The 22,013-nt window shown below is 58.5% G+C and carries 24 protein-coding genes and 4 tRNA genes; 11 read left to right on the top strand and 17 right to left on the bottom strand.

Features of this window, described 5'->3' with window-relative positions; all coding sequences use genetic code 11:
- Position 1 precedes the first annotated feature (1 nt).
- Genes ACR52_RS00215 through ACR52_RS00205 form a run of 3 tightly spaced genes read right to left on the bottom strand, consistent with a single transcriptional unit; the run spans position 2 to position 3,546 of the window.
- Entirely contained in the window at positions 2–979 is a 978-nt protein-coding gene (locus ACR52_RS00215; protein WP_048718988.1) for an ABC transporter permease, read from the bottom strand.
- Complete coding sequence (locus ACR52_RS00210) at positions 976–2,529, bottom strand: sugar ABC transporter ATP-binding protein (RefSeq protein WP_048718986.1); 1,554 nt, start codon at positions 2,527–2,529, stop codon at positions 976–978. The genes ACR52_RS00215 and ACR52_RS00210 overlap by 4 nt, the downstream gene beginning before the upstream one ends.
- 57 nt (positions 2,530–2,586) lie before the next feature.
- Complete coding sequence (locus ACR52_RS00205; protein ID WP_048718983.1) at positions 2,587–3,546, bottom strand: sugar ABC transporter substrate-binding protein; 960 nt, start codon at positions 3,544–3,546, stop codon at positions 2,587–2,589.
- A gap of 566 nt (positions 3,547–4,112) precedes the next feature.
- Between ACR52_RS00205 and ACR52_RS00200 the strand changes: the two genes are divergently transcribed.
- The 3 genes from ACR52_RS00200 (at position 4,113) to ACR52_RS00190 (ending at position 6,336) form a co-directional block, all read left to right on the top strand.
- Entirely contained in the window at positions 4,113–5,201 is a 1,089-nt protein-coding gene (locus ACR52_RS00200; RefSeq protein ID WP_048718981.1) for an asparaginase, read from the top strand.
- Between the two features lie 189 nt (positions 5,202–5,390).
- On the top strand, positions 5,391–5,642 hold the full coding sequence (locus tag ACR52_RS00195; protein WP_173439159.1) for a DUF1654 domain-containing protein: 252 nt from the start codon (positions 5,391–5,393) through the stop codon (positions 5,640–5,642).
- Positions 5,643–5,646: 4 nt separating this feature from the next.
- Positions 5,647–6,336 (top strand): endonuclease, encoded by a 690-nt coding sequence (locus ACR52_RS00190; protein WP_048718976.1) that lies wholly within the window; start codon positions 5,647–5,649, stop codon positions 6,334–6,336.
- 42 nt (positions 6,337–6,378) lie between these two features.
- On the opposite strand, the gene ACR52_RS00185 is transcribed toward ACR52_RS00190, so the two are convergent.
- Positions 6,379–6,744, bottom strand: a complete 366-nt coding sequence (locus ACR52_RS00185; protein ID WP_048718973.1) for an SPOR domain-containing protein — start codon at positions 6,742–6,744, stop codon at positions 6,379–6,381.
- Positions 6,745–7,005: 261 nt separating this feature from the next.
- Here ACR52_RS00185 and csrA point away from each other — a divergent pair, with 261 nt between their 5' ends.
- The 3 genes from csrA to ACR52_RS00170 all read left to right on the top strand — a co-directional run bounded on the left by csrA (position 7,006) and on the right by ACR52_RS00170 (position 8,067).
- A complete protein-coding gene (csrA, locus tag ACR52_RS00180; protein ID WP_003192511.1) occupies positions 7,006–7,200 on the top strand; it encodes a carbon storage regulator CsrA in 195 nt (64 codons plus the stop codon).
- 209 nt (positions 7,201–7,409) lie between these two features.
- On the top strand, positions 7,410–7,673 hold the full coding sequence (locus tag ACR52_RS00175) for a hypothetical protein (RefSeq protein WP_048718960.1): 264 nt from the start codon (positions 7,410–7,412) through the stop codon (positions 7,671–7,673).
- 94 nt (positions 7,674–7,767) lie between these two features.
- Positions 7,768–8,067 carry a hypothetical protein gene (locus tag ACR52_RS00170; protein WP_048718957.1) on the top strand — a complete coding sequence of 100 codons (300 nt, stop codon included), beginning with the start codon at positions 7,768–7,770 and terminating at the stop codon, positions 8,065–8,067.
- 19 nt (positions 8,068–8,086) lie between these two features.
- Here ACR52_RS00170 and ACR52_RS00165 read toward each other — a convergent pair whose 3' ends face one another.
- On the bottom strand, positions 8,087–8,764 hold the full coding sequence (locus ACR52_RS00165) for an HAD family hydrolase (protein WP_048718954.1): 678 nt from the start codon (positions 8,762–8,764) through the stop codon (positions 8,087–8,089).
- Positions 8,765–9,033: 269 nt separating this feature from the next.
- On the opposite strand from ACR52_RS00165, the gene ACR52_RS00160 reads away from it, so the two are divergent.
- The 4 genes from ACR52_RS00160 (at position 9,034) to ACR52_RS00145 (ending at position 11,862) form a co-directional block, all read left to right on the top strand.
- Positions 9,034–9,294, top strand: a complete 261-nt coding sequence (locus ACR52_RS00160; RefSeq protein WP_048718952.1) for a DUF2790 domain-containing protein — start codon at positions 9,034–9,036, stop codon at positions 9,292–9,294.
- A 42-nt stretch (positions 9,295–9,336) separates the two neighbouring features.
- Entirely contained in the window at positions 9,337–10,008 is a 672-nt protein-coding gene (locus ACR52_RS00155; RefSeq protein WP_048718950.1) for a heavy metal response regulator transcription factor, read from the top strand.
- Complete coding sequence (locus ACR52_RS00150; protein ID WP_048718947.1) at positions 10,005–11,402, top strand: heavy metal sensor histidine kinase; 1,398 nt, start codon at positions 10,005–10,007, stop codon at positions 11,400–11,402. The genes ACR52_RS00155 and ACR52_RS00150 overlap by 4 nt, the downstream gene beginning before the upstream one ends.
- A gap of 214 nt (positions 11,403–11,616) precedes the next feature.
- On the top strand, positions 11,617–11,862 hold the full coding sequence (locus ACR52_RS00145) for a hypothetical protein (protein WP_048718946.1): 246 nt from the start codon (positions 11,617–11,619) through the stop codon (positions 11,860–11,862).
- A gap of 16 nt (positions 11,863–11,878) precedes the next feature.
- Here ACR52_RS00145 and pcp read toward each other — a convergent pair whose 3' ends face one another.
- The 5 genes from pcp to ACR52_RS00120 all read right to left on the bottom strand — a co-directional run bounded on the left by pcp (position 11,879) and on the right by ACR52_RS00120 (position 15,646).
- Positions 11,879–12,520, bottom strand: coding sequence for a pyroglutamyl-peptidase I (pcp, locus tag ACR52_RS00140; RefSeq protein ID WP_048718942.1), 642 nt, complete (start codon positions 12,518–12,520; stop codon positions 11,879–11,881).
- A 7-nt stretch (positions 12,521–12,527) separates the two neighbouring features.
- A complete protein-coding gene (locus tag ACR52_RS00135; protein WP_048718941.1) occupies positions 12,528–13,478 on the bottom strand; it encodes a DUF979 domain-containing protein in 951 nt (316 codons plus the stop codon).
- The gene (locus tag ACR52_RS00130; protein WP_048718938.1) at positions 13,475–14,191 is read right to left on the bottom strand and encodes a DUF969 domain-containing protein; all 717 of its coding nucleotides are present in this window, start codon (positions 14,189–14,191) and stop codon (positions 13,475–13,477) included. The genes ACR52_RS00135 and ACR52_RS00130 overlap by 4 nt, the downstream gene beginning before the upstream one ends.
- 241 nt (positions 14,192–14,432) lie before the next feature.
- On the bottom strand, positions 14,433–14,858 hold the full coding sequence (locus tag ACR52_RS00125) for a GNAT family N-acetyltransferase (protein WP_048718936.1): 426 nt from the start codon (positions 14,856–14,858) through the stop codon (positions 14,433–14,435).
- 711 nt (positions 14,859–15,569) lie between these two features.
- A tRNA-Val gene (locus ACR52_RS00120) sits at positions 15,570–15,646 on the bottom strand.
- 184 nt (positions 15,647–15,830) lie between these two features.
- On the opposite strand from ACR52_RS00120, the gene ACR52_RS00115 reads away from it, so the two are divergent.
- On the top strand, positions 15,831–17,114 hold the full coding sequence (locus ACR52_RS00115) for an NAD(P)/FAD-dependent oxidoreductase (RefSeq protein ID WP_048718933.1): 1,284 nt from the start codon (positions 15,831–15,833) through the stop codon (positions 17,112–17,114).
- Between the two features lie 195 nt (positions 17,115–17,309).
- Here ACR52_RS00115 and ACR52_RS00110 read toward each other — a convergent pair.
- From ACR52_RS00110 to ACR52_RS00080, 7 genes are all read right to left on the bottom strand, one after another.
- Positions 17,310–17,386 (bottom strand) — tRNA-Asp (locus ACR52_RS00110).
- 105 nt (positions 17,387–17,491) lie between these two features.
- Positions 17,492–17,568: transfer RNA gene (locus ACR52_RS00105), tRNA-Asp, on the bottom strand.
- A 55-nt stretch (positions 17,569–17,623) separates the two neighbouring features.
- Positions 17,624–17,699: transfer RNA gene (locus ACR52_RS00100), tRNA-Val, on the bottom strand.
- Between the two features lie 107 nt (positions 17,700–17,806).
- A complete protein-coding gene (locus ACR52_RS00095) occupies positions 17,807–18,571 on the bottom strand; it encodes an SDR family oxidoreductase (protein WP_048718931.1) in 765 nt (254 codons plus the stop codon).
- 11 nt (positions 18,572–18,582) lie between these two features.
- Complete coding sequence (locus ACR52_RS00090; RefSeq protein ID WP_048718929.1) at positions 18,583–19,794, bottom strand: O-succinylhomoserine sulfhydrylase; 1,212 nt, start codon at positions 19,792–19,794, stop codon at positions 18,583–18,585.
- A gap of 66 nt (positions 19,795–19,860) precedes the next feature.
- Positions 19,861–21,366, bottom strand: coding sequence for an amidophosphoribosyltransferase (gene purF, locus ACR52_RS00085; protein ID WP_048718927.1), 1,506 nt, complete (start codon positions 21,364–21,366; stop codon positions 19,861–19,863).
- 41 nt (positions 21,367–21,407) lie between these two features.
- Entirely contained in the window at positions 21,408–21,965 is a 558-nt protein-coding gene (locus tag ACR52_RS00080) for a CvpA family protein (RefSeq protein WP_048718925.1), read from the bottom strand.
- Positions 21,966–22,013 lie beyond the last annotated feature (48 nt).

Here is a 22,013-nt window from a genome sequence, read left to right as displayed (position 1 = left end):
TTCAGCCCCGCCGACTGGCGCGTCGGCTGCGATAGGTATCGAGGACCACGGCAATCACGATCACAGCACCGGTAATGATGCGTTTAGTGGGCTCCGTGGCACCGATCTGCGCCAGGCCCGCCGCCAGTACCGAAATAATCAACACACCGAAGAAAGTACTGATGACCGAACCACGCCCACCCATCAGGCTGGTACCGCCGATCACCACCGCCGCAATCACTTGCAGCTCCAGGCCGGAACCGGCGTTCGGGTCGGCCGCTTCCAGGCGCGAAATCTGGAACAGCGCGGCCACACCGGCCAGCAGGCCCATCAGGCTGAACACCAGGATCTTGTAGGGTTTGGGGTTGATCCCCGCCAGTCGCACGGCTTCTTCGTTGGTGCCGATGCCGATCAGGTAACGACCGAATACGGTACGGGTCAATACCAGTTGAGCGGCAATGATCACCAACAAGGCAATGATGAACGAGGGTGAAATCCCAAAGGCAATCGGGTTGGACAACCAGGCAAACGAGTCACCGATATAGGCCGTGCGCGAGCCGGTCATCTGGTACGCGACACCACGCGCCATTTCCAGCACACCGAGGGACACGATAAACGACGGAATGCGCCACGCCACGGTGATCGAACCGGTAATGGTGCCGGCCAACGCGGCGCAGCCCATGCCGAGCACAGCGGCTGGCAGGACGCTCCAGCCCCAGCCGAGAATCGCCACACTGACTGCCGACGCCGCCAGTGCCAGCACCGAGCCCACCGACAGGTCGATGCCGCCGATGATCAGGATGAAGGTCATGCCTACCGCCAGCACCATCAGGTCCGGAATCTGGTTGGCCAAGGTGCTGAAAGTGTCATAAGACAGGAAGTGATCGCTGAGCATCGAGAACAGCGCAATCATCGCCAGCAACGCACCCGCCAGCCCCAGGTAGGTACCCAGGCCGTAGAAGTTGCCGCCAGTTTTACCGGGGGAAGTTGTTGTTTTCATGGGGTATCCCTAAGCGCTGCGTCGTTCAGCAGCGCATCACGTTTCTGATAGCCGGCAAAGGCGGCGGCAAGCAATTCGTCCTGGGTCCAACTGTCGCGCTCGAAGGTCTCGATCAAGCGCCCGGCGGACAGCACGCCGATGCGGTCGCAGATCAGCATCAGTTCACGCAGGTCACTCGACACCACTACCAGCGCTTTGCCCTGGCGAGTCAATTCACCGAGCAAGGCATAAATGTCGAACTTGGCACCGACGTCGATACCGCGGGTCGGCTCGTCGAACAGCATCACCGAACAATCACGCTCCAGCCAGCGGCCAATCACCACCTTTTGCTGGTTGCCGCCGGACAGTTCAGACACCAACTGCGACGGGCTGGAGCTACGAATACGCATGGCATCGATCTGACGTCTGGCCAGGGCGATTTCGTCACGGCTGTTTACCACACCGCCACCGGAGATTTCCGGCATGTTGCCCAAGGCGATATTCGCGCTGATGGACTGGGTCAGCAGCAGACCTTCACCCTTGCGGTCTTCGGTGATCAAGGCGATGCCGTGACCCACCGCGTCCACGGGCGAGCGAATACTCACCACCTTGGCCGGCGACCCCAATGCCACGGTGCCGCTGTCGGCCAGGTCGGCGCCGAAGATCAGCCGCAACAGTTCGGTGCGGCCAGCGCCGATCAGGCCCGAGATGCCGTAGATCTCCCCGGCACGCACTTCGAAAGACACATCGCGGACTTTGTCCGAGCGCGTCAGGCCCTTCACCGTCAAGGCTGGGCCGCCGATGGAGCGCGGCCCCAAGTCGATATGCTCACCCAGCTCGCGACCGACCATCAAGGTCACCAGTTGCTCACTGTTGTAATTGGCCATCGGCTCGACGCAGACCAGTTTGCCGTCGCGCAGTACCGCAATGCGCTGGGCAACACGGGCCAGTTCTTCGAGCCGGTGTGAAATATAAATGATCGCCACGCCCCGGGCTTGCAGGCGGGTGATTTGTTCAAACAGCATCTCGACTTCACGGGCGGTCAGCATGGCCGTGGGTTCGTCGAGGATCAGTACATGACAATCGCCGATCAGGTTACGGGCAATCTCGACCATTTGTTGATGGCCAATGCCCAAGCTGCCGACCAGGGTATCCGGGTCGATCGCGTCCAAGCCAACTTGGGCCATGGCTTCGATTGCGGCGTTACGCAGTTGCTTGCGGCTGATCCAGCCACAGCGGCTTGGCAGGTTATCCAGGAACAGGTTTTCGGCCACAGTCAGCGTCGGCAGCAGGTTGAGTTCCTGCATGACCATGCGTACACCCAGCTCTTCGGCCTGGGTGCGGCTGCCCGGTTTGTAGTCCTGACCATTGAATTGCATGTGCCCGGTAGTCGGCGTGACCAGCCCGCCGATGATCTTCGACAAGGTGCTTTTGCCTGCGCCGTTTTCACCGGTAAGCGCCAGCACTTCCCCGCGATTGAGCGTCAGGGTGATGTCGGACAGAACCGGTTGGGCATAGGTCTTGCCGATACCGCTGACCGAGAGGACAGCGTTCGGGGCGGAAGATGACATAGGAAAATCTCCAGGCGTCCGCTCAGGGCGAGCGGACGCTGTTGGGTGCAGCCAGGATTACTTCTTGAGGACGAGTTCGACAGGCGTCTCAATCATGCCTTCAACGGCATCGACTTTTTCACCCTTGACCAGCTTCAGCGCGTTCTGGATGCCGAACACGGCTTGCTGGGCTGCGGCTTGGTCGGCGGTCGCCAAAACGCGACCGTCTTGCAGCATCGGCTTGATGGCTTCGATGTTGTCATAGCCTACCACCAGCACTTTGCCGGCCTTGCCTGCTGCACGTACGGCGGAGACAGCACCCAGGGCCATGTTGTCGTTACCGGCCAACAGTGCCTTGAGGTCCGGGTACTCGCTCAACATCGCAGAGGCTACTTTCTGGCCCTGGTCGATTTCCCAGTTGCCGGATTGAGTGGAGACGATCTTCATGCCGGCAGCGTCCATCGCATCCTTGTAGCCTGCGGTGCGCTGCTGGGCGTTGGTGGTCGTCGGCACACCTTCGATGATGCCGACCTTGTCGCCTGCGGCCAGCTGCTTGGCCAGGTAGTCACCGACCAGTTTCGAGCCTTTGCGGTTGTCCGGGCCTACGAAGGGAATTTCAAGGTTTTTGCTTTTCAGCACGTCCGGGTCCAGGCGGTTGTCGATGTTGACGACCTTGATACCGGCATCGGAGGCTTTCTTCAGTACGGTGACCAACGCCTTGGAGTCGGCAGGGGCAATCACGATGGCGTTCACTTTGGCCAGGATCATCTGATTGACGATATCAATCTGCGCACTGGTATCGGTTTCGTTCTTGATGCCGTTGGTGATCATGTCGAAATCGGCTTCGTGTGCTTTCTGGTAAGCCTTCGCACCGTCTTGCATGGTGACGAAAAATTCATTGGCGAGGGATTTCATTACCAGGCCGACCTTGGGTTTGGCGGCGGCGTCAGCAGCGAATGCAGAAGAGAGAGGTAAAGCAGCGGATGCGGCAGCAAGCACAGCTACAGCAAGAAGACGTCCAGCGAATGGCAGCTTCATGGGGTCACTCCGATCTTATGATTATTGTGAGCAACGCTTGCACCGAAGAATGCTTCGGCAGCCCTCCCACCCGGGTGGCTGATACGAGCTTTCACGACACTCAGGGAGCAACCCGTGAAACAACTCGCAAACGTTTGCGTTATTCAAACTATGAGAACCTCGTCGGGATTTGTCAACGGTAGAACACAGCCTTTCCTCCAGCCCCCTCTAGCCCCTGCCCTCGCACCGGGCCGGTTGCGATCTTAAACATCCGCCCTGCCCGGTCGTTCTCTAAAACGACAGGCCACTGCGGCCGTGTCACACATGGCCCACGGATATCTCGTCATTGTTTTCGGACAACCGAACGCGTTACCACCCCGCCGTTCGGAAAGCCGGACAACGGCTCGCCCCTCCAAACCGATAGATCAATATAAGTTGTTTTAAATCAATAGTTTAATTTATATCAGTAGACAAAATCAGACTGGTACAAATCCTGCTCCCTCCTCGGCACCTCGTGGCGTTCAGAACCGCCCGGGCGCTCTAGATGAACCTGCACCAGCACTCATCAAAAACCAGAGAGAAAAATAATGAAATCTGCACTGAAAACCTTCGTTCCGGGCGCGTTAGCCCTCCTGCTGCTGTTCCCTGTTGCCGTCCAGGCAAAGGAAGTTGAAACCAAGACCAAACTGTCCAACGTGGTGATCCTCGCTACCGGCGGCACCATTGCCGGCGCTGGCGCCAGTGCGGCCAACAGCGCTACCTACCAGGCGGCCAAAGTCGGCATCGAACAATTGATCGCCGGTGTTCCTGAGCTTAGCCAGATCGCCAATGTACGCGGCGAGCAAGTAATGCAAATTGCGTCCGAAAGCATCAACAACGAAAACCTGCTGCAACTGGGTCGCCGCGTTGCCGAACTGGCCGACGACAAGAACGTGGACGGCATCGTGATCACTCACGGTACTGACACCTTGGAAGAAACCGCCTACTTCCTGAACCTGGTGGAAAAAACCGACAAGCCAATCGTAGTGGTAGGCTCCATGCGTCCAGGCACCGCCATGTCGGCTGACGGCATGCTCAACCTGTACAACGCTGTCGCCGTGGCCGGTAGCAAAGACGCGCGTGGCAAAGGCGTACTGGTGACCATGAACGACGAGATCCAGTCGGGTCGCGATGTCAGCAAGATGATCAACATCAAGACCGAAGCGTTCAAGAGCCCATGGGGCCCACTGGGCATGGTAGTTGAAGGCAAATCCTACTGGTTCCGCCTGCCGGCCAAGCGTCACACCATGGATTCTGAATTTGATATCAAAACCATCAAAAGCCTGCCAGATGTCGAAATTGCCTACGGCTACGGCAACGTGAGCGACACCGCCGCCAAGGCCCTGGCCCAAGCTGGCGCCAAAGCCATCATCTACGCCGGGACCGGCAATGGCTCGGTGTCGTCAAAAGTCGTCCCTGCCCTGCAGGAACTGCGCAAGCAAGGCGTGCAGATCATTCGCTCGTCCCACGTGAATGCCGGTGGTTTCGTACTGCGCAACGCCGAACAGCCTGACGACAAGTACGACTGGGTTGCAGCCCACGACCTGAACCCGCAGAAAGCGCGGATTCTGGCGATGGTTGCCCTGACCAAGACCCAGGACAGCAAAGAGCTGCAACGGATGTTCTGGGAATACTGATTCCAGCTGACATCCTGGTAGGGACGGGCTCAGCCCGCCTCTACCTCCTCGGAACCCGCAATAAAATCCTCCCCGCCCTACACCAATCCTCCTAAAACGCTGTCAGACGGACTTCTTGAATATTAAGCAGTTGCGAAATCGCCTACAGTTAAATACTGTATGCACGTACAGCTTACTAAGGAATACTCCGTGACAAAGTCCGCTTCAGCAGTCCCCACCCCGCCTGATGCCTATGCACGCCTGGGTATTCGTGTGCAAAAAATCATCAACTCGACCAACGCCCAAAAAAACAAGGCCGCCTTGATCTTCCGTTTACCGGATGAGCCGGAGGATGATTGGGCGCAGTTGCTGGAAGAAATTGCGGAGAACGACAACGTCACCCTCGCCTATCGGGATGACGGCGGTGTGCAGATATTCTGGGTTGTGCCGAAGGAAGATTGATTCAATGAGTGTCCGTTTCATTGCTGTGTTTTGTGTGCTTTTTACCGTCACCGCCCACGCCCAGGCACCTCGAACGTTCAGCGAAGCCAAAAAAATCGCCTGGAAACTTTACGCCCCGCAATCCACCGAGTTCTATTGCGGCTGCAAATACACCGGTAACCGCGTGGACTTGAAAGCCTGCGGTTATGTCCCCCGCAAAAACGCCAACCGCGCGGCGCGCATCGAATGGGAACACATTGTTCCGGCCTGGCAGATCGGGCATCAACGCCAGTGCTGGCAGGACGGCGGGCGCAAGAACTGCACGCGCAATGATGCCGTGTACAAGCGCGCCGAAGCAGACCTGCACAACCTCGTGCCGAGCATCGGCGAGGTCAATGGGGATCGTAATAACTTCAGCTTTGGCTGGCTGCCAGTGCAAAGCGGGCAGTACGGATCATGCTTGACCCAAGTCGACTTCAAGGCCAAGAAGGTCATGCCGCGCCCGTCGATTCGCGGGATGATTGCCCGTACGTATTTTTATATGAGTAAACAGTACGGGTTACGCCTGTCGAAACAGGATCGCCAGCTGTATGAAGCCTGGAACAAGACCTACCCGGTACAAACCTGGGAGCGACAACGCAACCAGACCGTGGCCTGCGTGATGGGACGTGGCAATGAGTTTGTAGGCCCGGTGAACCTGAAAGCCTGCGGTTGAAAACGGGCGGGAGCAATCGGCATGCTCCCCTCCCCCTGCTGGTTACCGGGCAGTTTTATGCTCGATAACCTCTGAGATAGTGTCGTTTTTCTTGGCCCTGGCCATCTTTTCCGTAAGCAAGGCCTGCTTGGCTTGCGCCTCGGCCTTGGTCGCAAACGGCCCCAACAGCACTTCGTTCTTGCCGTCTTCCTTCACGATATAAAAATTGAAACCATGCTCCAGCAGCCAGGCAGTTAGGTCGGTGATTGCCTGCAGCTTGTGGTCCGGTGGGCCTACCCACACGTCCCATTCCTGGGCAGCAATTGCGCCGGTTTGTGGCTGGCTTTCGGTCACGGCAGGCTTCGCCTTGGGCGCATCGACAGGTTTACCTTCACCGCAACCGGCCAATGCCAACACCGCAATTGCCATCGCTACTTTACGCACTGCCCTGCTCCTTTAAGGATAAAGAGGCAACTTTATCATTCACTGTCTATTCTGGCCGTCATAAACATTGGCTTAAACAATGCGAATGATGTATCGCAGACCTGTATGATGCCGGCATGGGAATTAATGTCGCCTCTATGCGTCCTAAAAGAGGCAGTCACAGGGAAGCGCTTAGCAGTAAGCTACACACATCCGACACCTGCCCTGTCTGAACATGTGTCCTTAAAAGTAATCAAGGAGAAGTCCATGCTTATACTCACCCGCAAAGTTGGTGAAAGCATAAACATCGGTGATGACATTACGATCACCATCCTGGGCGTCAGCGGCCAGCAAGTAAGAATCGGCATCAACGCACCCAAGGACGTTGCCGTGCATCGCGAGGAGATCTACCAGCGCATCCAGGCCGGCCTGACCGCTCCGGACAAAAACCAGACTCCTTGAAGCACCCTCAGTAGCCAGCCCTTTCGTTCACTGTGACGGCTGGCGAAAACTCCTTTGGTCTGCTCGCGTTTTTCGTGCCCAAGGCGTCCTGCTTCTTCATCTTCGCCCGAAGATGAAACTGTTCTCACGCCTGGAACTTGTCGCATGCTTTGCAGCCAAACCTCCTGAACGCACTCCACCGCCCACTGAGCGCACTCAGGAGCACGTCGATGACGCGCACCTCCATACAACGTTTTGTCACCTACTCCTGGATGATCGCCCTGCTGATCGGGCTGATCTTTGCCGGGCTGGAATATGGTGTGAGGTTCGAAATTGTAGGGGCAAACGCGAGCGATGCTCCTTCGTGGCTGGACCTGGCATTGTTACTGGGCGCTTACCTGTTTGTGTTCTGCCTCAAGCCGATCCAGTCAGCCATCCAGCGTAAACTGTGCCAGCGAGCCACTCACCGAACGCACCAGAAAGTTACACGCTAATGCGCAGTGACTGGCTATCTGATCGCCGGTATTTACAGCCCCGCAGCAAGACCTATGCTTGGGCTTGCACGGTCAGTGATAGGCGTTAAAGTAGATGGACTCCCTCAGCAAATCCCAAATCGAATCGGCACTGGCAGCACGCCTGCCCAGCTACAAGATTACCTGCGAACTGCATGCTGACGGCACCCTCTCCGCCATTCTCAGCAGCCCGGAAACCGACCATTTTGCGATTACCGGAATCGTGCGTGCGCACTATCGCGGCGGCGAAGCAATCGCACGGCTTGCCAGCGAAATTCTCAAGGAGATGGTGTTGTCCCGTCAGGGAGTGAGGAGCAGTCGGCGGCAGGCATTGCCTGACGTAACGACGACCTGCAAAGAAGGCCGAGACCGGTAAAGGACTCGGCCTTTTTGTATCAGGCCACTGGCCTGCGCAACTGCAGCAAGCCTTCAGCGTCGCGCTGGACTTGCAACTGCTCATACCCGTCGATCGTAGCGTGCTCAGTCTCCATGGGGGCCATGTGCGTCGCGGTCACGACGATCACATCCGCCCCCGCCGCCTCTCCCGCTCGAATGCCGACCGTCGCATCTTCAAACACCAGACAGTCCTGCACCGGTACGCCCAGTCGCTGTGCGCCGAGTACATAGCAGGCGGGGTCAGGCTTGCCATTGGCCACGTCCTCTGCCGTCACCCATACCGCCGGCGGGCTGATACCGGCCGCTCGCAAACGCCGCAGCGCCAACTCCCTGGGAGCGGACGTAACCAACGCCCATTGATCACTGGGCAAGCGGTTCAAGAACGCGGCGGCGCCGGGAATCGCGACAACACCCTCGACATCGTTGATCTCAGCCTCGGTGATCCACCGCGCCTCCACCTCGGGATCAACGCCGGACAAGGCCTGGCGCGTAATGGTATCGATCGCCCGGGCGCCATGAATAGTCTTCAAAAAAGCCGACACATCCAGGCCGTGGCGTTCAGCCCATATGCCCCACACCCGCTCGGCGGCGGCAATAGAGTTGAGCAGGGTCCCATCCATATCGAACAGGAAGGCGCGGTAACGTTGGGCAAAAACAGCTGAACCTCGGATGGACACTGCGTGGCTTCCTCGCGGGCGGAGATAAATGAAAGGCCCGAGCAATCTACGGATCACTCCGGCGCTTGTAAACGATAGGAGCGGATAGCTGGACCGGTCTCAGTGCACCACACCTGGGAAATATCCTACGCATTTCACGAATAGTCCGGTCGCCAGCGTTAACGCCTTCATTACAAACTTGTCATCAACCTGTTGGTTGGCTGTTCGGGTCGCCTGGTTACTGTGAACTCACCGCCAAGACCTGGTCCACCTTAAATAGAGATACCGTCATGAAACTGTTTACCCTCGGCTTTGCCGCTTTGCTCGCCACCGGCTCTGTGTTTGCCGCCGATACAACTCCTGCCACCAACGTGATCCACGACAAAACCGGCTTCTATGTGCACCTGGACGTCGCCAAGGTGCTGTTGAGTACCGACACCTACGGCCAATGCGGGATCGTCCCGGCGCAACTCAACTACCTGGACCACCAGGGCCGCCAACACGTGCTGGACTACCTGGTCCAGGGCATCGGCTGCGCCAACGACAATTGATCGGGCTACACTTGCGCCACGCATCGAACCAGGGCACTTGCCATGAACATCCTCGTAGTCGAAGACGAACCCAAGGCCGGCAACTACCTGCTCAACGGCCTGCAGGAACTGGGCTACTCCGTGAGCCTCGCCCGTGATGGCGTGGACGGTTTGCACCAGGCCCTGCAAACGCCTTTCGACGTGATCGTGCTGGATGTGATGATGCCAAAAATGGACGGCTGGGAAGTGCTGCGGCGCCTGCGCAAAGAGGCGGACACACCGGTGCTGTTCCTCACCGCCCGCGATGACATCGCCGACCGCATCAAGGGCCTGGAACTGGGCGCCGACGATTACCTGATCAAACCCTTCTCCTTCGCCGAGCTGGTCGCGCGCCTGCGCACCCTGACCCGCCGTGGCCCGAGCCGGGAAGAAGAACAGCTGCAGATCGCCGACCTGCAAATCGACGTACTGAAACGCCGCGTCACCCGCGCCGATACGCGCATTACCCTGACCAATAAAGAGTTCGCCTTGCTGCACCTGTTCGCCACGCACCAGGATCAAGTGTTGTCCCGCTCGATGATCGCCTCGCGGGTCTGGAACATGAACTTCGACAGCGACACCAATGTGGTGGACGTGGCCGTACGGCGCCTGCGCCTGAAAATCGACGACCCGTTCCAGCTCAAGCTGATACACAGCGTGCGAGGCATCGGCTACCGCTTCGATACTCAGCCATGAGTCGTCGCCATCACTCCCTGACCCTGCGCCTGGCGTTGATCTTCGCCTTGCTCGCTTTCGCGCTGCTGGCGACTCTGGGCGTGGCGCTGTACCGCGAGCTGGAGCGCGAGCTGATCATGCGTGACGACGCCGCGCTGATCTATCGCATCGACCAATTGCGCAACCTGCTCAATGACAGCAATACCCTGGACTTGATCAAGACCAAGCCGGAGCTGTTCCAGAACATGCTGGGCAACCGCGAGTCCGTCCTGAGCATTGCTGCGCCTGGGCAGAAGCCGTTGCTGGAGGTCAACCCGGGCAACATCGACATGCCATCCGTCACTCCCGTGCCCAAAGACTATTCCTTGGCGCTGACCGACGTGCACCACTTGCCCGGCATAAAAGGCGTGCCCTTCGCCGCAGTGGCAGCCTCCATCGACTCCGGCGACCTGGGCAGCCTGCAAGTTACCACCGGCCGACTGATGACCGAACGCACCGCCATGCTCGCCAGCTACCGCTTAAGCGTTTATATCCTGGCCAGCATCGCTGCAATCATCCTTGCGGTGGTGGGTTACCTGCTGGTGCACCGTGGACTGCTGCCGCTGCGGCGCCTGGCCGAACACGCCCAAGGCATCGGTATTGGCAACCTCGCCGAACGACTCGACAGCCATGGCGCGCCCAAAGAATTGCTGCCCATGATCGACTCCTTCAACACCATGCTGGAGCGCCTGGCCAAGGGCTTTGTGCAACTGGGCCAGGTGTCCACCGACATGGCCCACGAACTGCGCACGCCCATCAACAACCTGCTAGGGGAAACCCAGGTCGCCCTGCAACAAAGCCGCAGCATCGAGAGCTACCAGCAGCTGTTGGCCTCCAACGTCGAAGAACTCGAACGCCTGGCGCGGATGCTCGACAACATGCTGTTCCTCGCCCGCACCGATCCGGCCAGCGCCCTGCGCCAACGTCAGGAACTGAGCGCGGCAGATGAAGTGGAACGCATGGCCGATTACTTTGAAGGGCCGGCGAGTGATGTAGACATGCACATTTTTGCCGAGGGCGAAGGCGTGATCTGGGCTGAACCGATGCTGCTGCGCAGGGCGCTGGCCAACCTGTGTGCAAATGCCATCAAGTATGGGGCTCCAGGTTCCAAGCTGATGATCCAGGCGATTCCAAGTGCCGAGGGTATCTATCTGAGCGTCAGCAACACAGGCGACACCATTCCAGCCGAGCACTTGCCAAGGCTGTTCGAACGGTTTTACCGAGTAGATGAATCAAGGGAGCGCTCGGCTCAGTCCAATGGGCTGGGGCTGTCGATCGTGGCGACCATCATGCAACTGCATGACGGTCGCCATGGCGTCACCAGTGATGGCGGCGTGACGTGTTTTGAGCTGTTCTTTCCACGGCGAGAGGACTGAAAACCGCAGGGCAGAACCTTGGTGTTATTTTGCAAAAGTTTGTCTGTCACTTTTGATCCGGACTCCCACTATTCTTACTTCCCAAGCACTCACTCATATTGTTTAAGACAGGTGTCATGCTTTGGAGAAAAAACACTATCGCTTCGGCGGGGCGAGCACGCTGAACATACCGGCTCAAGGCAGAGCCGGTGGAGTTAATGACGGAGGTTCAGGCATGGAAAAACGATTGGGTTTACTGGAAAAGGGGCTGACTGAAATGAGAGAGACGCTATTCGCCGTTTCGAGCAGGGCAGACGCAATGGAAAAGCACTCCTCCACCGTTGAAAAGCACTTCGCCACCAGAGCAGATCTGGCGACGACAGAGCTGAATCTCATCAAATGGTACGTAGCCACTGCGTTCGCAATGACCGGACTGGCCTGCGCCATCACCTTCGGCCTGACGCGGCTGTTGACCGGCTAACGCAGTCCCGGCAGGTTCAGCTGACCTGCCCACCGGTTTGCGCCACATCCACCTTGGTCCCCCATGCCGCCATTACCGCTATCCGCAAACCATCAACCAACGTCGCCAACGCCATCGATGGTTGCCCTGAAGTAACCGCCTGCTCCGGCAGGCCTGGCACATGGATAAACCCACTGCGCACACCAGAGCCTGTCAGCGCATGCTGCAATAGGTAAAACACCTGATTGCACACAAACGTCCCCGCCGTCTGCGACACCGACGCTGCAATGCCCGCCTCTCGCACAGCCTTGACCATGGCCTTGATCGGCAACGTCGTGAAGTAAGCGGCCGGGCCGTCAACCACGACCGCTGTATCAATCGGTTGCTCCCCGAGGTTATCGGGGATGCGTGCATCGTTGACGTTGATCGCCACCCGCTCGATGGAAATGTCGCTACGTCCTGGGCCCAAGCCGGTAGCAATGACCATCGCCGGCTGCAACTCGGCAATCATCTGGGCCAAGCACTCGCCTGCGGTGGCAAAAGCACAGGGCAGTCGGCGCGCGACAATCCGCACATCGTCGCCTAGTTGCATGCCATCCAACTGGCGCACGGCCTCCCAGGAGGAGTTCACCAAATCTTGATCGAAGGGCTCGAAACCCGTCAGCAATACAATTCGCATCCTGGCCTCACATCAACAGATAAAGCAGCACAATATTGACTACCAGCATCATCAACGCAGTCGGCAACTGCGCCTTGATCACAGCGTTCTTGTCCGGCAGTTCCAGCAACGCGGCCGGCACAATATTGAAGTTGGCTGCCATCGGCGTCATCAGCGTTCCGCAGTAGCCGGAGAACATGCCGATTGCCGCCATCACCGCTGGGTTGCCGCCGTAGATGCCCACCAGCACCGGCACGCCGACGCCTCCGGTCATCACCGGGAACGCGGCGAAGCCATTACCCATGATTACAGTAAACAAGGCCATGCCAAGTACATAAACCATCACCGCCACCAACTTGTAATCCAGGTTGATGTAGGTGGTGGTGACATGGGCAACGGCCGTGCCCACCCCGGCTTCATTGAACAGCAGTCCAAGCATCGCCAGCATCTGCGGCAACACCATGGCCCAGCCAAGGGCTTCGGTCAGGCGGCGGGATTCGCGCAAGGCTTGCACCGGGGTATCGCGGGTCAGCCAGCAGGCCAGGCCGAGGGCGATCAGGCAGCCAATACCGAGGGAGACAAAGGTGGTGTTTTTCGGGTCCAGTAACGGAACGCCGCCGATCTCGGTGTGCTTGAGCAATACCGAGCCAATCACCGTCGTCAGCGGAATGGCGAGTGCCGGGATAAACAGCTTGTGACCCAATCGACCGGCACTGGCGCGCGAAGCCTTGACGTGCAATTCGGCATGGGTACCACGGCCGACGCCGCCCAACCCTGCGATCAACGCCATCACTACCACGCCCGCGCCGATCGCCACCGATGGCAAGCGCTCTCCCACCAGGAACGGAATCGCGAACAGCAACCAGAACAGCGCACTGGACCAGCGTTTGGGGTGGGTACGGTCCATCACAATCATGCCGGCGGTGATCAGCAGCAACACACCGGCCAGCCAGTACAGGTATTGAATGGAAATAATCATTGTGCGGCCTCCACCGGAGTGGCGACGGGGGTCATCTCGCGCGTCAATCTACGATCAAACCGATGCAGGCGAATAGCGTGGATGATGAAGGCGCAAATCGCCGTCGGAATGCCCCACACCGCAATGTGCAGCGGTTCCACATCAATCCCGGAGCCCAGCAGGAAGGTATGCATCAACGCAATCGCACCAAAGGCAACAAAGATGTCCTCCCCGAAAAACAGCCCAACGTTATCGGTAGCGGCGCACATGGCCAATACCTTGTGGCGCAGCTTGTCTGGCAGTTTGCCGTAACGTTTTTCCGCCGCACCCTCGGCCATTGGCGCCAACAGCGGCCGCACCATCTGCGGGTGCCCGCCCAGGCTGGTCAGCCCCATGGCGGCCGTGGACTCACGCACAAACAGGTAGATGATCAGCAAGCGTCCGACGGTGGCGCGCTCGAAACGCGCGATCCAATTCTGCGCATGCAGACGCAAGCCGTGGCGTTCCAACAAGCCAATTACCGCGAGGGGTAATAACAGGATCAATTGCAGGGCGCGGGTCTGAAGGAAACCATCACCCATGGTGGCGAGAATTTTTTCCAGCGGGAAATGGGCTGCAAGCCCGGTGGCGATGGCGGCGGCGGTGACCACCAACAGCGGATTGAAGCGCAATACGAAGCCAACCACGATCACAAGCACACCGATCAGTGGCCATAGGTTCACAACAGTTTGCATGGCGGTGAGGTCCTTTAGTGCGCGCTGCGGCGCCATTACAGCAGGATGTGAACAAAGGCTCACAGCTTGAAAGTGGCGTGCAGTCGGCTCGGTTTTTTTATTGTTGACCCGGAAGGTCGAGCGTCAGTGGCGGCAACTTTGCTGCCTGGGGACGGGGAGTGTCCAACAAGAAAAATTGTTGCTGCAAACCAATAAATTTTGTGGGTGATTGGCGCCGGATGATCCGGCGCCGAACAAGGATTCAGGCCAAGCACTTCTGGAAAAAGTGGCGCTGATGGCCGGCCGGGTAATCCGCGATGTGGCCAAATTCACTGAAGCCCAATTTCCGATAAAAACCCGGCGCCTGAAAGCTGAAGGTATCCAGCCATATACCGCCACAACCCCTTTGCCTGGCCAGGTCCTCAGCAGCGTTCATCAGACGTGTGCCGGCGCCCCGTGTGCGCATCTCGTCCGGGATGCTCAATAGCTCAATGAACATCCAGCCGTAGGAAATTTTCCCGTAAAGCCCCCCTACCACCTCTTGAGTGACGGGGTCGCGCAACAGTATTCCCACGGTTTCGAACGCCATGTCACCGGTATGGCTGAGGTTATACGCCCTCAACGGCTTGAGGATGGCCTCACGTTCCTCTGCCGTCACGTCGAATGACACTTCCATTTTCAACTCCATCGCTGTCTCCCGGTATTGAATTCAAATGTCGGGCCAGAGTGTGCTTAATCGCACAGGGAAAGCTCAACAGTGAAGAATTCTGTTTAGGACCTATACTCAATAAAGCACCTGCGCGCTTTTGCGTATTGCTCACGGCAGTTTTGCCGAGATGAGGTAGCCTCTATGTACGCCGGACAAATGGGTATGGCGACAACGAATGGTGAAATACGCTGCCAGATGATTGTCCAAATAATCTGCCTGCTATCGGTGGCTTCGCTTTTCTGCTGATCCGTCAGGCGGAGCCCATAGCGTCAATGCAAGCGGTCGCTAACTGCCCGCTCGCCGGAGTGCGGCCTTCCGCCGGACGATACCTTTGTAATGCCTCGTAATGCTTGAAACTTGCCTGCGCAAGCCTGTGAGCTAGCCTCGATTGAGTCGCTGGTGTGGCGACGTCTATTCAGGAATGAGCAATGCCGACAAGATATCGTGACGCTGTTACAGGAGAGTACGTGACTCAGAAAGAGGCAGAGAAACGGCCAAGGGAAACGGTGAAAGAAAAAGACAAAAGTCCTACTTCGAAAAACCCACCGAGCGGCGGAAAGAAAAAGTAACTCCAGCCTGAACGGGCGTCTTGAGTGAAGGCTTTGCAAAAGTTTTGCAAATTGCAGGCAACAAAAAAGGGCCCACCTTTCGGTGAGCCCTTCTAGACCGCCCAGCAGAGCGGATTTTGTTTGGTAGGCGCGATTGGACTCGAACCAACGACCCCCACCATGTCAAGGTGGTGCTCTAACCAACTGAGCTACGTGCCTGCTGTGAGGCGGCATTCTACGGAATTCCGAAAGGGTGTCAACATCTTTTTTGCAGCTAACCCTATGAATATGCGAATTATTTATTAGCGCCGGGTGCACCCGTGGATTTCGGGTGGCTGGCAGGCAATTTTTAACTCAGGTAGGATCGGGACACTCGTAAAAAATATAAAACAGAGGTTCCAGGATGGCGAACACCCCCTACCCCCAGTCGTATTACGCCGCATCCGCCAATGCGGTTCCGCCTCGCCCAGTATTGCAAGACGACGTCGAAACCGATGTGTGCGTGATTGGCGCCGGCTATACCGGCCTTTCCAGCGCGCTGTTTCTGCTGGAGAACGGTTTTCGCGTGACGGTGCTGGAAGCCGCCAAGGTAGGTTTCGGCGCGTCGGGCCGTAATGGCGGGCAGATCGTCAACAGCTACAGCCGCGACATCGATGTGATCGAGCGTAGCGTCGGCCCCAAGCAGGCGCAATTGCTCGGGGAGATGGCATTTGAGGGCGGCAGGATCATTCGCGAGCGAGTGGCCAAGTACCAAATCCAGTGCGACTTGAAGGACGGCGGCGTGTTCGCTGCGCTCAACAGCAAACATATGGGCCACCTGGAGTCGCAGAAGCGACTGTGGGAGCGCTACGGCCATACGCAGCTGGAGCTGCTGGACGAACGCCGTATCCGCGAAGTAGTGGCCTGTGACAATTATGTCGGCGGCCTGCTGGACATGAGCGGCGGGCATATTCACCCGCTGAACTTGGCGCTGGGTGAAGCGGCTGCGGTGGAATCCCTGGGCGGCACGATCTATGAGCAATCGGCGGCGCTGCGCATCGAGCGCGGCGCCAACCCGGTGGTGCATACGGCCGAGGGCAAGGTCAGGGCCAAGTTCATCATCGTCGCAGGTAATGCCTACCTGGGGAACCTAATGCCGGAATTGGCGGCCAAGTCGATGCCATGCGGCACGCAGGTCATCACCACTGCGCCTTTGGGCGATGAGTTGGCGAAGACGCTGCTGCCACAGGATTACTGCGTCGAAGACTGCAACTACCTGCTCGACTACTACCGCCTTACCAGCGACAAGCGCCTGATCTTCGGCGGCGGCGTGGTGTATGGCGCACGGGACCCCGCAAACATTGAGGCGATCATCCGGCCGAAGATGCTCAAGGCCTTCCCACAACTCAAGGATGTGAAAATCGACTACGCCTGGACCGGCAATTTCCTGCTGACACTGTCGCGCTTGCCACAAGTCGGTCGCCTGGGCGACAACATCTACTACTCGCAGGGCTGCAGCGGCCATGGCGTGACGTACACCCATCTGGCGGGCAAGGTTCTGGCGGAAGCATTGAGAGGCCAGGCGGAGCGTTTTGATGCGTTTGCCGACCTGCCGCACTACCCGTTCCCGGGTGGGCAACTGCTGCGTACGCCATTTGCGGCGCTGGGGGCTTGGTACTACGGGCTGCGGGATAAGTTGGGATTTTAAAAACTGCAGGAGCCGGCTTGCCGGCGATGGAGATCTTGATGATGCCATCGCCGGCAAGCCGACTACGACAGGTCTCGATATCAAATCGCAGAAACAAAAAACCCCGGTCTTTCGACCAGGGTCTTTGCTATCGGGTCAAAGTAGCCAGAGGCTTTCTTTGTGCTCCAAGGCGTTCAGTGGGCCTTAAAGCAGATATGGCGCAGCGGACGGGACTCGAACCCGCGACCCCCGGCGTGACAGGCCGGTATTCTAACCGACTGAACTACCGCTGCGTATCGCTTGACCGGTTGAGCGTAAACCCTCAACCGTCTTTAAACATCTGATCAATCAGCCTTGGCTGTTCAATCTCAAGCCTGACACGTCAGACCTGGAAAATATGGCGCAGCGGACGGGACTCGAACCCGCGACCCCCGGCGTGACAGGCCGGTATTCTAACCGACTGAACTACCGCTGCGCGTCGGTGCAACCTTTAACGTTGCGTCTTGCCCAGGGGCAAAACTCTCAAGAAGTGGTGGGTGATGACGGGATCGAACCGCCGACCCTCTGCTTGTAAGGCAGATGCTCTCCCAGCTGAGCTAATCACCCTTTGCTTCGTTGAGGCCGCGAAATTTACGCAGGTAGCAGACCTAAGTCAATAGCCTGCTTGAAGTTTTTCTGAAAAAGACAAAATTGCTTCAAGACGGCTACCTGCCCTACTCGCTGTAAATCATCTTCTTGCTCATGCCACCGTCCACGACAAACTCCTGGCCGGTGACAAACCCGGCCTGGCGCGACAACAACCACGCCACCATCGCCGCCACATCCTCCACGGTGCCTACCCTGCCAGCAGGATGCTGGGCATGATCAGCATCGGTCAAAGGCTCGGCACGCCGTGCGGCAGGATCACGTGCATCGATCCAGCCAGGACTGACGGCATTGACCCGCACTTCCGGCCCAAGGCTCATCGCCAACGCGTGTGTAAGGGCCAGCAGGCCACCCTTGCTCGCCGCGTAGGCCTCGGTGTCCGGCTCCGATTGACGGGCCCGAGTCGACGCCAGGTTGACGATGGCGCCACCGTGGGCACGCAGGTACGGCGCACAGTGCTTGGCCAGCAGCATCGGCCCACTGAGGTTCACTGCCAACACTCGATTCCAGTAAGCCAGGTCGAGGCTTTCCAGAGTGGTATTGCGAGGATCGGCCACCGCTGCATTACACACCAACGCGTCCAGGCGCCCGAATTGCCCCAGCACCTCGGCAACGCCTTGGGCGACTTGTTTCTCGTCGGCCACGTCCATGGTGATAAACCAGGCGTTGTCGCCCAGCACCTTGGACACCTTGGAGCCACGCTCGCGGTCCAGGTCGGTCAACACCACTTGCCAGCCTTCGCTGACCAGCCACGCCGCGATCCCGAGGCCAATGCCCCGGGCTGCACCCGTCACCAGCGCTACGCGCCCATTACTGGCCGTTGCGGCCTCCATGGACCACTCGATCACAAGGCCGCCAGCCCGCGGGCCAAGTCTGCCTGCAAGTCGGCAACGTCCTCCAGGCCCACCGCAACGCGGATCAGGCTGTCACGGATACCCGCTGCTTCACGCTCCTGCGGCGCCAAACGGCCGTGGGAGGTGGTGCTCGGGTGGGTAATAGTCGTTTTGCTGTCACCCAGGTTGGCGGTAATGGAGATCAGGCGCGTCGCATCGATAAAGCGCCAGGCGCCCTCTTTGCCCCCCTTCACCTCGAAGCTCACCACGGCACCGAAACCACGCTGCTGGCGCTGGGCCAACTCGTGTTGCGGATGGCTCTTTAGGCCGGCGTAGTGCACCTTCTGGATGCCGTCCTGCTGCTCCAACCACTCGGCCAGGGCCTGGGCGTTGGCGCAATGGGCCTTCATGCGCAGGCTGAGGGTTTCCAAGCCTTTAAGGAAGATCCAGGCGTTGAACGGGCTCAGAGTCGGGCCGGCGGTACGCAAGAAGCCCACCACTTCCTTCATCTGCTCGCTGCGACCCGCCACCACACCGCCCATGCAACGGCCTTGACCGTCGATGAACTTGGTCGCCGAGTGCACGACGATATCCGCGCCCAGCTTCAACGGCTGCTGCAACGCCGGGGTGCAGAAGCAGTTGTCGACTATGAGCATCGTGCCCTTGGCGTGCGCCACTTTGGACAACGCAGCGATATCCACCAGTTCGGCCAGCGGATTGGACGGCGACTCGACGAACAACAGCTTGGTGTTGGCCTTGATCGCCGCGTCCCAGCCGGACAAGTCCGCCAGGGGTACGTAGTCCACTTCGATGCCAAAGCGTTTGAAATACTTCTCGAACAGGCTGATGGTCGAACCAAACACGCTGCGCGACACCAGCACGTGGTCGCCGGCACTGCACAGGCTCATCACCACGGCCAGGATCGCCGCCATGCCAGTGGCCGTCGCCACCGCTTGCTCAGCGCCTTCCAGCGCAGCGATGCGCTCTTCGAACGCACGCACAGTCGGGTTGGTGTAGCGCGAATAGACGTTGCCCGGTACTTCACCGGCAAAGCGCGCAGCGGCGTCGGCGGCAGTACGGAACACATAGCTGGAGGTGAAGAACATCGGGTCACCGTGCTCACCTTCCGGGGTGCGGTGCTGGCCGGCGCGCACAGCCAGGGTATCGAAAGCTACGCCATCGAGGTCGCTGTCCAACCGACCGGCATCCCATTCCTGACTCATGCTGCGACTCCTTACTCAAATTCTTTATTTAAGATACAAAACCGGCCCCTCAGGGCCGGTATTTACTCAGTTGTTATACAGATCGATGATCGCACTGACCGCCTGGGTCTTGATCTTCGATGAGTCGTTGCGCGCCTGCTCGATTTTGTTCAGGTAGGCCTCATCGACATCACCAGTGACATACTTGCCGTCGAACACGGCGCAGTCGAACTGGTCGATTTTGATCTTGCCACCGCCGACCGCTTCGATCAGGTCCGGCAGGTCCTGGTAGATCAGCCAGTCTGCGCCGATCAGGTCAGCCACGTCCTGCGTTGTACGGTTGTGGGCGATCAGTTCGTGAGCGCTCGGCATGTCGATACCGTACACGTTCGGGTAACGCACGGCAGGCGCAGCGGAGCAGAAGTACACGTTCTTCGCGCCGGCTTCACGGGCCATCTGGATGATCTGCTTGCAAGTGGTGCCGCGTACGATGGAGTCATCCACCAGCATCACGTTCTTGCCGCGAAATTCCAGCTCGATGGCGTTGAGCTTCTGGCGCACCGACTTCTTACGTGCTGCCTGGCCCGGCATGATGAAGGTGCGGCCAATGTAGCGGTTCTTCACGAAGCCTTCGCGGAACTTGACGCCCAGGTGGTTGGCCAACTCCAGCGCAGCGGTACGGCTGGTGTCCGGGATCGGGATCACCACGTCGATGTCATGCTCAGGACGCTCGCGCAGAATTTTATCGGCGAGCTTCTCACCCATGCGCAGGCGCGCCTTGTACACCGAAACACCGTCGATGATCGAATCCGGACGTGCCAGGTAGACGTGTTCGAAGATGCACGGGGTGAGTTTCGGGGCAACAGCACACTGACGGGTGTGCAGCTTGCCGTCTTCAGTGATGTAAACAGCTTCGCCCGGCGCCAGGTCGCGGATCAGGGTGAAGCCCAGTACGTCCAGGGACACGCTTTCGGACGCGATCATGTACTCGACACCTTCGTCGGTATGACGCTGGCCGAACACGATCGGGCGGATGCCGTGCGGGTCGCGGAAACCGACGATGCCGTAGCCGGTGATCATTGCCACGACGGCGTAACCACCCACGCAACGGTTGTGTACGTCAATCACGGCCGCGAACACGTCCTCTTCAGTCGGCTGCAGCTTGCCGCGCTGGGCCAGTTCGTGCGCGAACACGTTCAGCAGCACTTCGGAGTCTGAGTTAGTGTTGACGTGGCGCAGGTCAGATTCGTAAATCTCCTTGGCCAGCTGTTCAACGTTGGTCAGGTTGCCGTTGTGCGCCAAGGTAATGCCGTAAGGCGAGTTGACGTAAAACGGTTGAGCTTCGGCCGAAGTCGAGCTACCGGCAGTCGGGTAACGCACATGGCCAATGCCCATGTGCCCGACGAGGCGCTGCATGTGACGCTGATGAAACACGTCACGCACCAGGCCATTGTCCTTGCGCAGGAATAACCGGCCGTCGTGGCTGGTCACAATACCGGCAGCGTCCTGGCCGCGGTGCTGGAGGACGGTTAGCGCGTCATACAGCGCCTGATTGACGTTCGACTTACCGACGATACCGACGATGCCACACATGCGACGCAACCCCTACTTAATGAATCTTGACTGAACACAGCTTACTGAGGCGTTTTGGCCGGCAAGAGGTGTTCCTTGAACGGAAGATCAGCGGGTACGCTGATTCCGCTGGCCAGCCACTGACTGCTCCACCCCAAAATGAGGTTTTTGGACCAGTCTGCAACCAATAGAAATTTTGGCACGAGTACCGACTCTTGCCACCACGAATCCTGCTGTACCGGCCCCAGGCTCAATAGCCCGACCGCCACAACCACCAGCAACGCGCCACGCGCGGCGCCGAAGACCATGCCGAGAAATCGATCGGTCCCGGAGAGACCGGTAACACGTATCAACTCGCCAATAAGATAATTGATCATTGCCCCCACCAGCAGCGTGGCGATGAACATGATTGCGCAGCCCGCGATGACGCGAGCCGAAGGTGTTTCGATATATCCGGCCAAGTAAACCGACAGTGAACCGCCGAACATCCAGGCTACGACTCCTGCGATGATCCAGGTCAGCAACGACAGTGCTTCTTTTACGAAGCCGCGGCTTAGACTGATCAAAGCGGAGATGGCGACGATTGCAACGATCGCCCAATCAACCCAGGTAAATGGCACGTTTCAGCCTACGGACAGATAAGGCGGCGCATTTTAGCAGAGCGCCGG

It is taken from the genome of Pseudomonas fildesensis (assembly GCF_001050345.1).
Taxonomy (GTDB): domain Bacteria; phylum Pseudomonadota; class Gammaproteobacteria; order Pseudomonadales; family Pseudomonadaceae; genus Aquipseudomonas; species Aquipseudomonas fildesensis.
The sequence above is the reverse complement of the archived record's forward strand: the minus strand, read 5'-3'. Positions and strand labels throughout refer to the sequence as shown.

Excerpts from the sequence above, each read along its gene's own strand:
- ACR52_RS00205 (WP_048718983.1), bottom strand. The coding sequence starts at position 3,546 with ATGAAGCTGCCATTCGCTGGACGTCTTCTTGCTGTAGCTGTGCTTGCT.
- ACR52_RS00115 (WP_048718933.1), top strand. The coding sequence starts at position 15,831 with ATGGCGAACACCCCCTACCCCCAGTCGTATTACGCCGCATCCGCCAAT.
- ACR52_RS00190 (WP_048718976.1), top strand. The coding sequence starts at position 5,647 with ATGAGTGTCCGTTTCATTGCTGTGTTTTGTGTGCTTTTTACCGTCACC.
- ACR52_RS00185 (WP_048718973.1), bottom strand. The coding sequence starts at position 6,744 with ATGGCAATTGCGGTGTTGGCATTGGCCGGTTGCGGTGAAGGTAAACCT.
- ACR52_RS00210 (WP_048718986.1), bottom strand. The coding sequence starts at position 2,529 with ATGTCATCTTCCGCCCCGAACGCTGTCCTCTCGGTCAGCGGTATCGGC.
- ACR52_RS00215 (WP_048718988.1), bottom strand. The coding sequence starts at position 979 with ATGAAAACAACAACTTCCCCCGGTAAAACTGGCGGCAACTTCTACGGC.
- ACR52_RS00200 (WP_048718981.1), top strand. The coding sequence starts at position 4,113 with ATGAAATCTGCACTGAAAACCTTCGTTCCGGGCGCGTTAGCCCTCCTG.
- ACR52_RS00170 (WP_048718957.1), top strand. The coding sequence starts at position 7,768 with ATGGACTCCCTCAGCAAATCCCAAATCGAATCGGCACTGGCAGCACGC.
- ACR52_RS00135 (WP_048718941.1), bottom strand. The coding sequence starts at position 13,478 with ATGATTATTTCCATTCAATACCTGTACTGGCTGGCCGGTGTGTTGCTG.
- ACR52_RS00095 (WP_048718931.1), bottom strand. The coding sequence starts at position 18,571 with ATGGAGGCCGCAACGGCCAGTAATGGGCGCGTAGCGCTGGTGACGGGT.
- ACR52_RS00130 (WP_048718938.1), bottom strand. The coding sequence starts at position 14,191 with ATGCAAACTGTTGTGAACCTATGGCCACTGATCGGTGTGCTTGTGATC.
- ACR52_RS00150 (WP_048718947.1), top strand. The coding sequence starts at position 10,005 with ATGAGTCGTCGCCATCACTCCCTGACCCTGCGCCTGGCGTTGATCTTC.
- ACR52_RS00125 (WP_048718936.1), bottom strand. The coding sequence starts at position 14,858 with ATGGAGTTGAAAATGGAAGTGTCATTCGACGTGACGGCAGAGGAACGT.
- pcp (WP_048718942.1), bottom strand. The coding sequence starts at position 12,520 with ATGCGAATTGTATTGCTGACGGGTTTCGAGCCCTTCGATCAAGATTTG.
- ACR52_RS00175 (WP_048718960.1), top strand. The coding sequence starts at position 7,410 with ATGACGCGCACCTCCATACAACGTTTTGTCACCTACTCCTGGATGATC.
- ACR52_RS00155 (WP_048718950.1), top strand. The coding sequence starts at position 9,337 with ATGAACATCCTCGTAGTCGAAGACGAACCCAAGGCCGGCAACTACCTG.
- ACR52_RS00145 (WP_048718946.1), top strand. The coding sequence starts at position 11,617 with ATGGAAAAACGATTGGGTTTACTGGAAAAGGGGCTGACTGAAATGAGA.
- ACR52_RS00090 (WP_048718929.1), bottom strand. The coding sequence starts at position 19,794 with ATGAGTCAGGAATGGGATGCCGGTCGGTTGGACAGCGACCTCGATGGC.
- csrA (WP_003192511.1), top strand. The coding sequence starts at position 7,006 with ATGCTTATACTCACCCGCAAAGTTGGTGAAAGCATAAACATCGGTGAT.
- purF (WP_048718927.1), bottom strand. The coding sequence starts at position 21,366 with ATGTGTGGCATCGTCGGTATCGTCGGTAAGTCGAACGTCAATCAGGCG.
- ACR52_RS00160 (WP_048718952.1), top strand. The coding sequence starts at position 9,034 with ATGAAACTGTTTACCCTCGGCTTTGCCGCTTTGCTCGCCACCGGCTCT.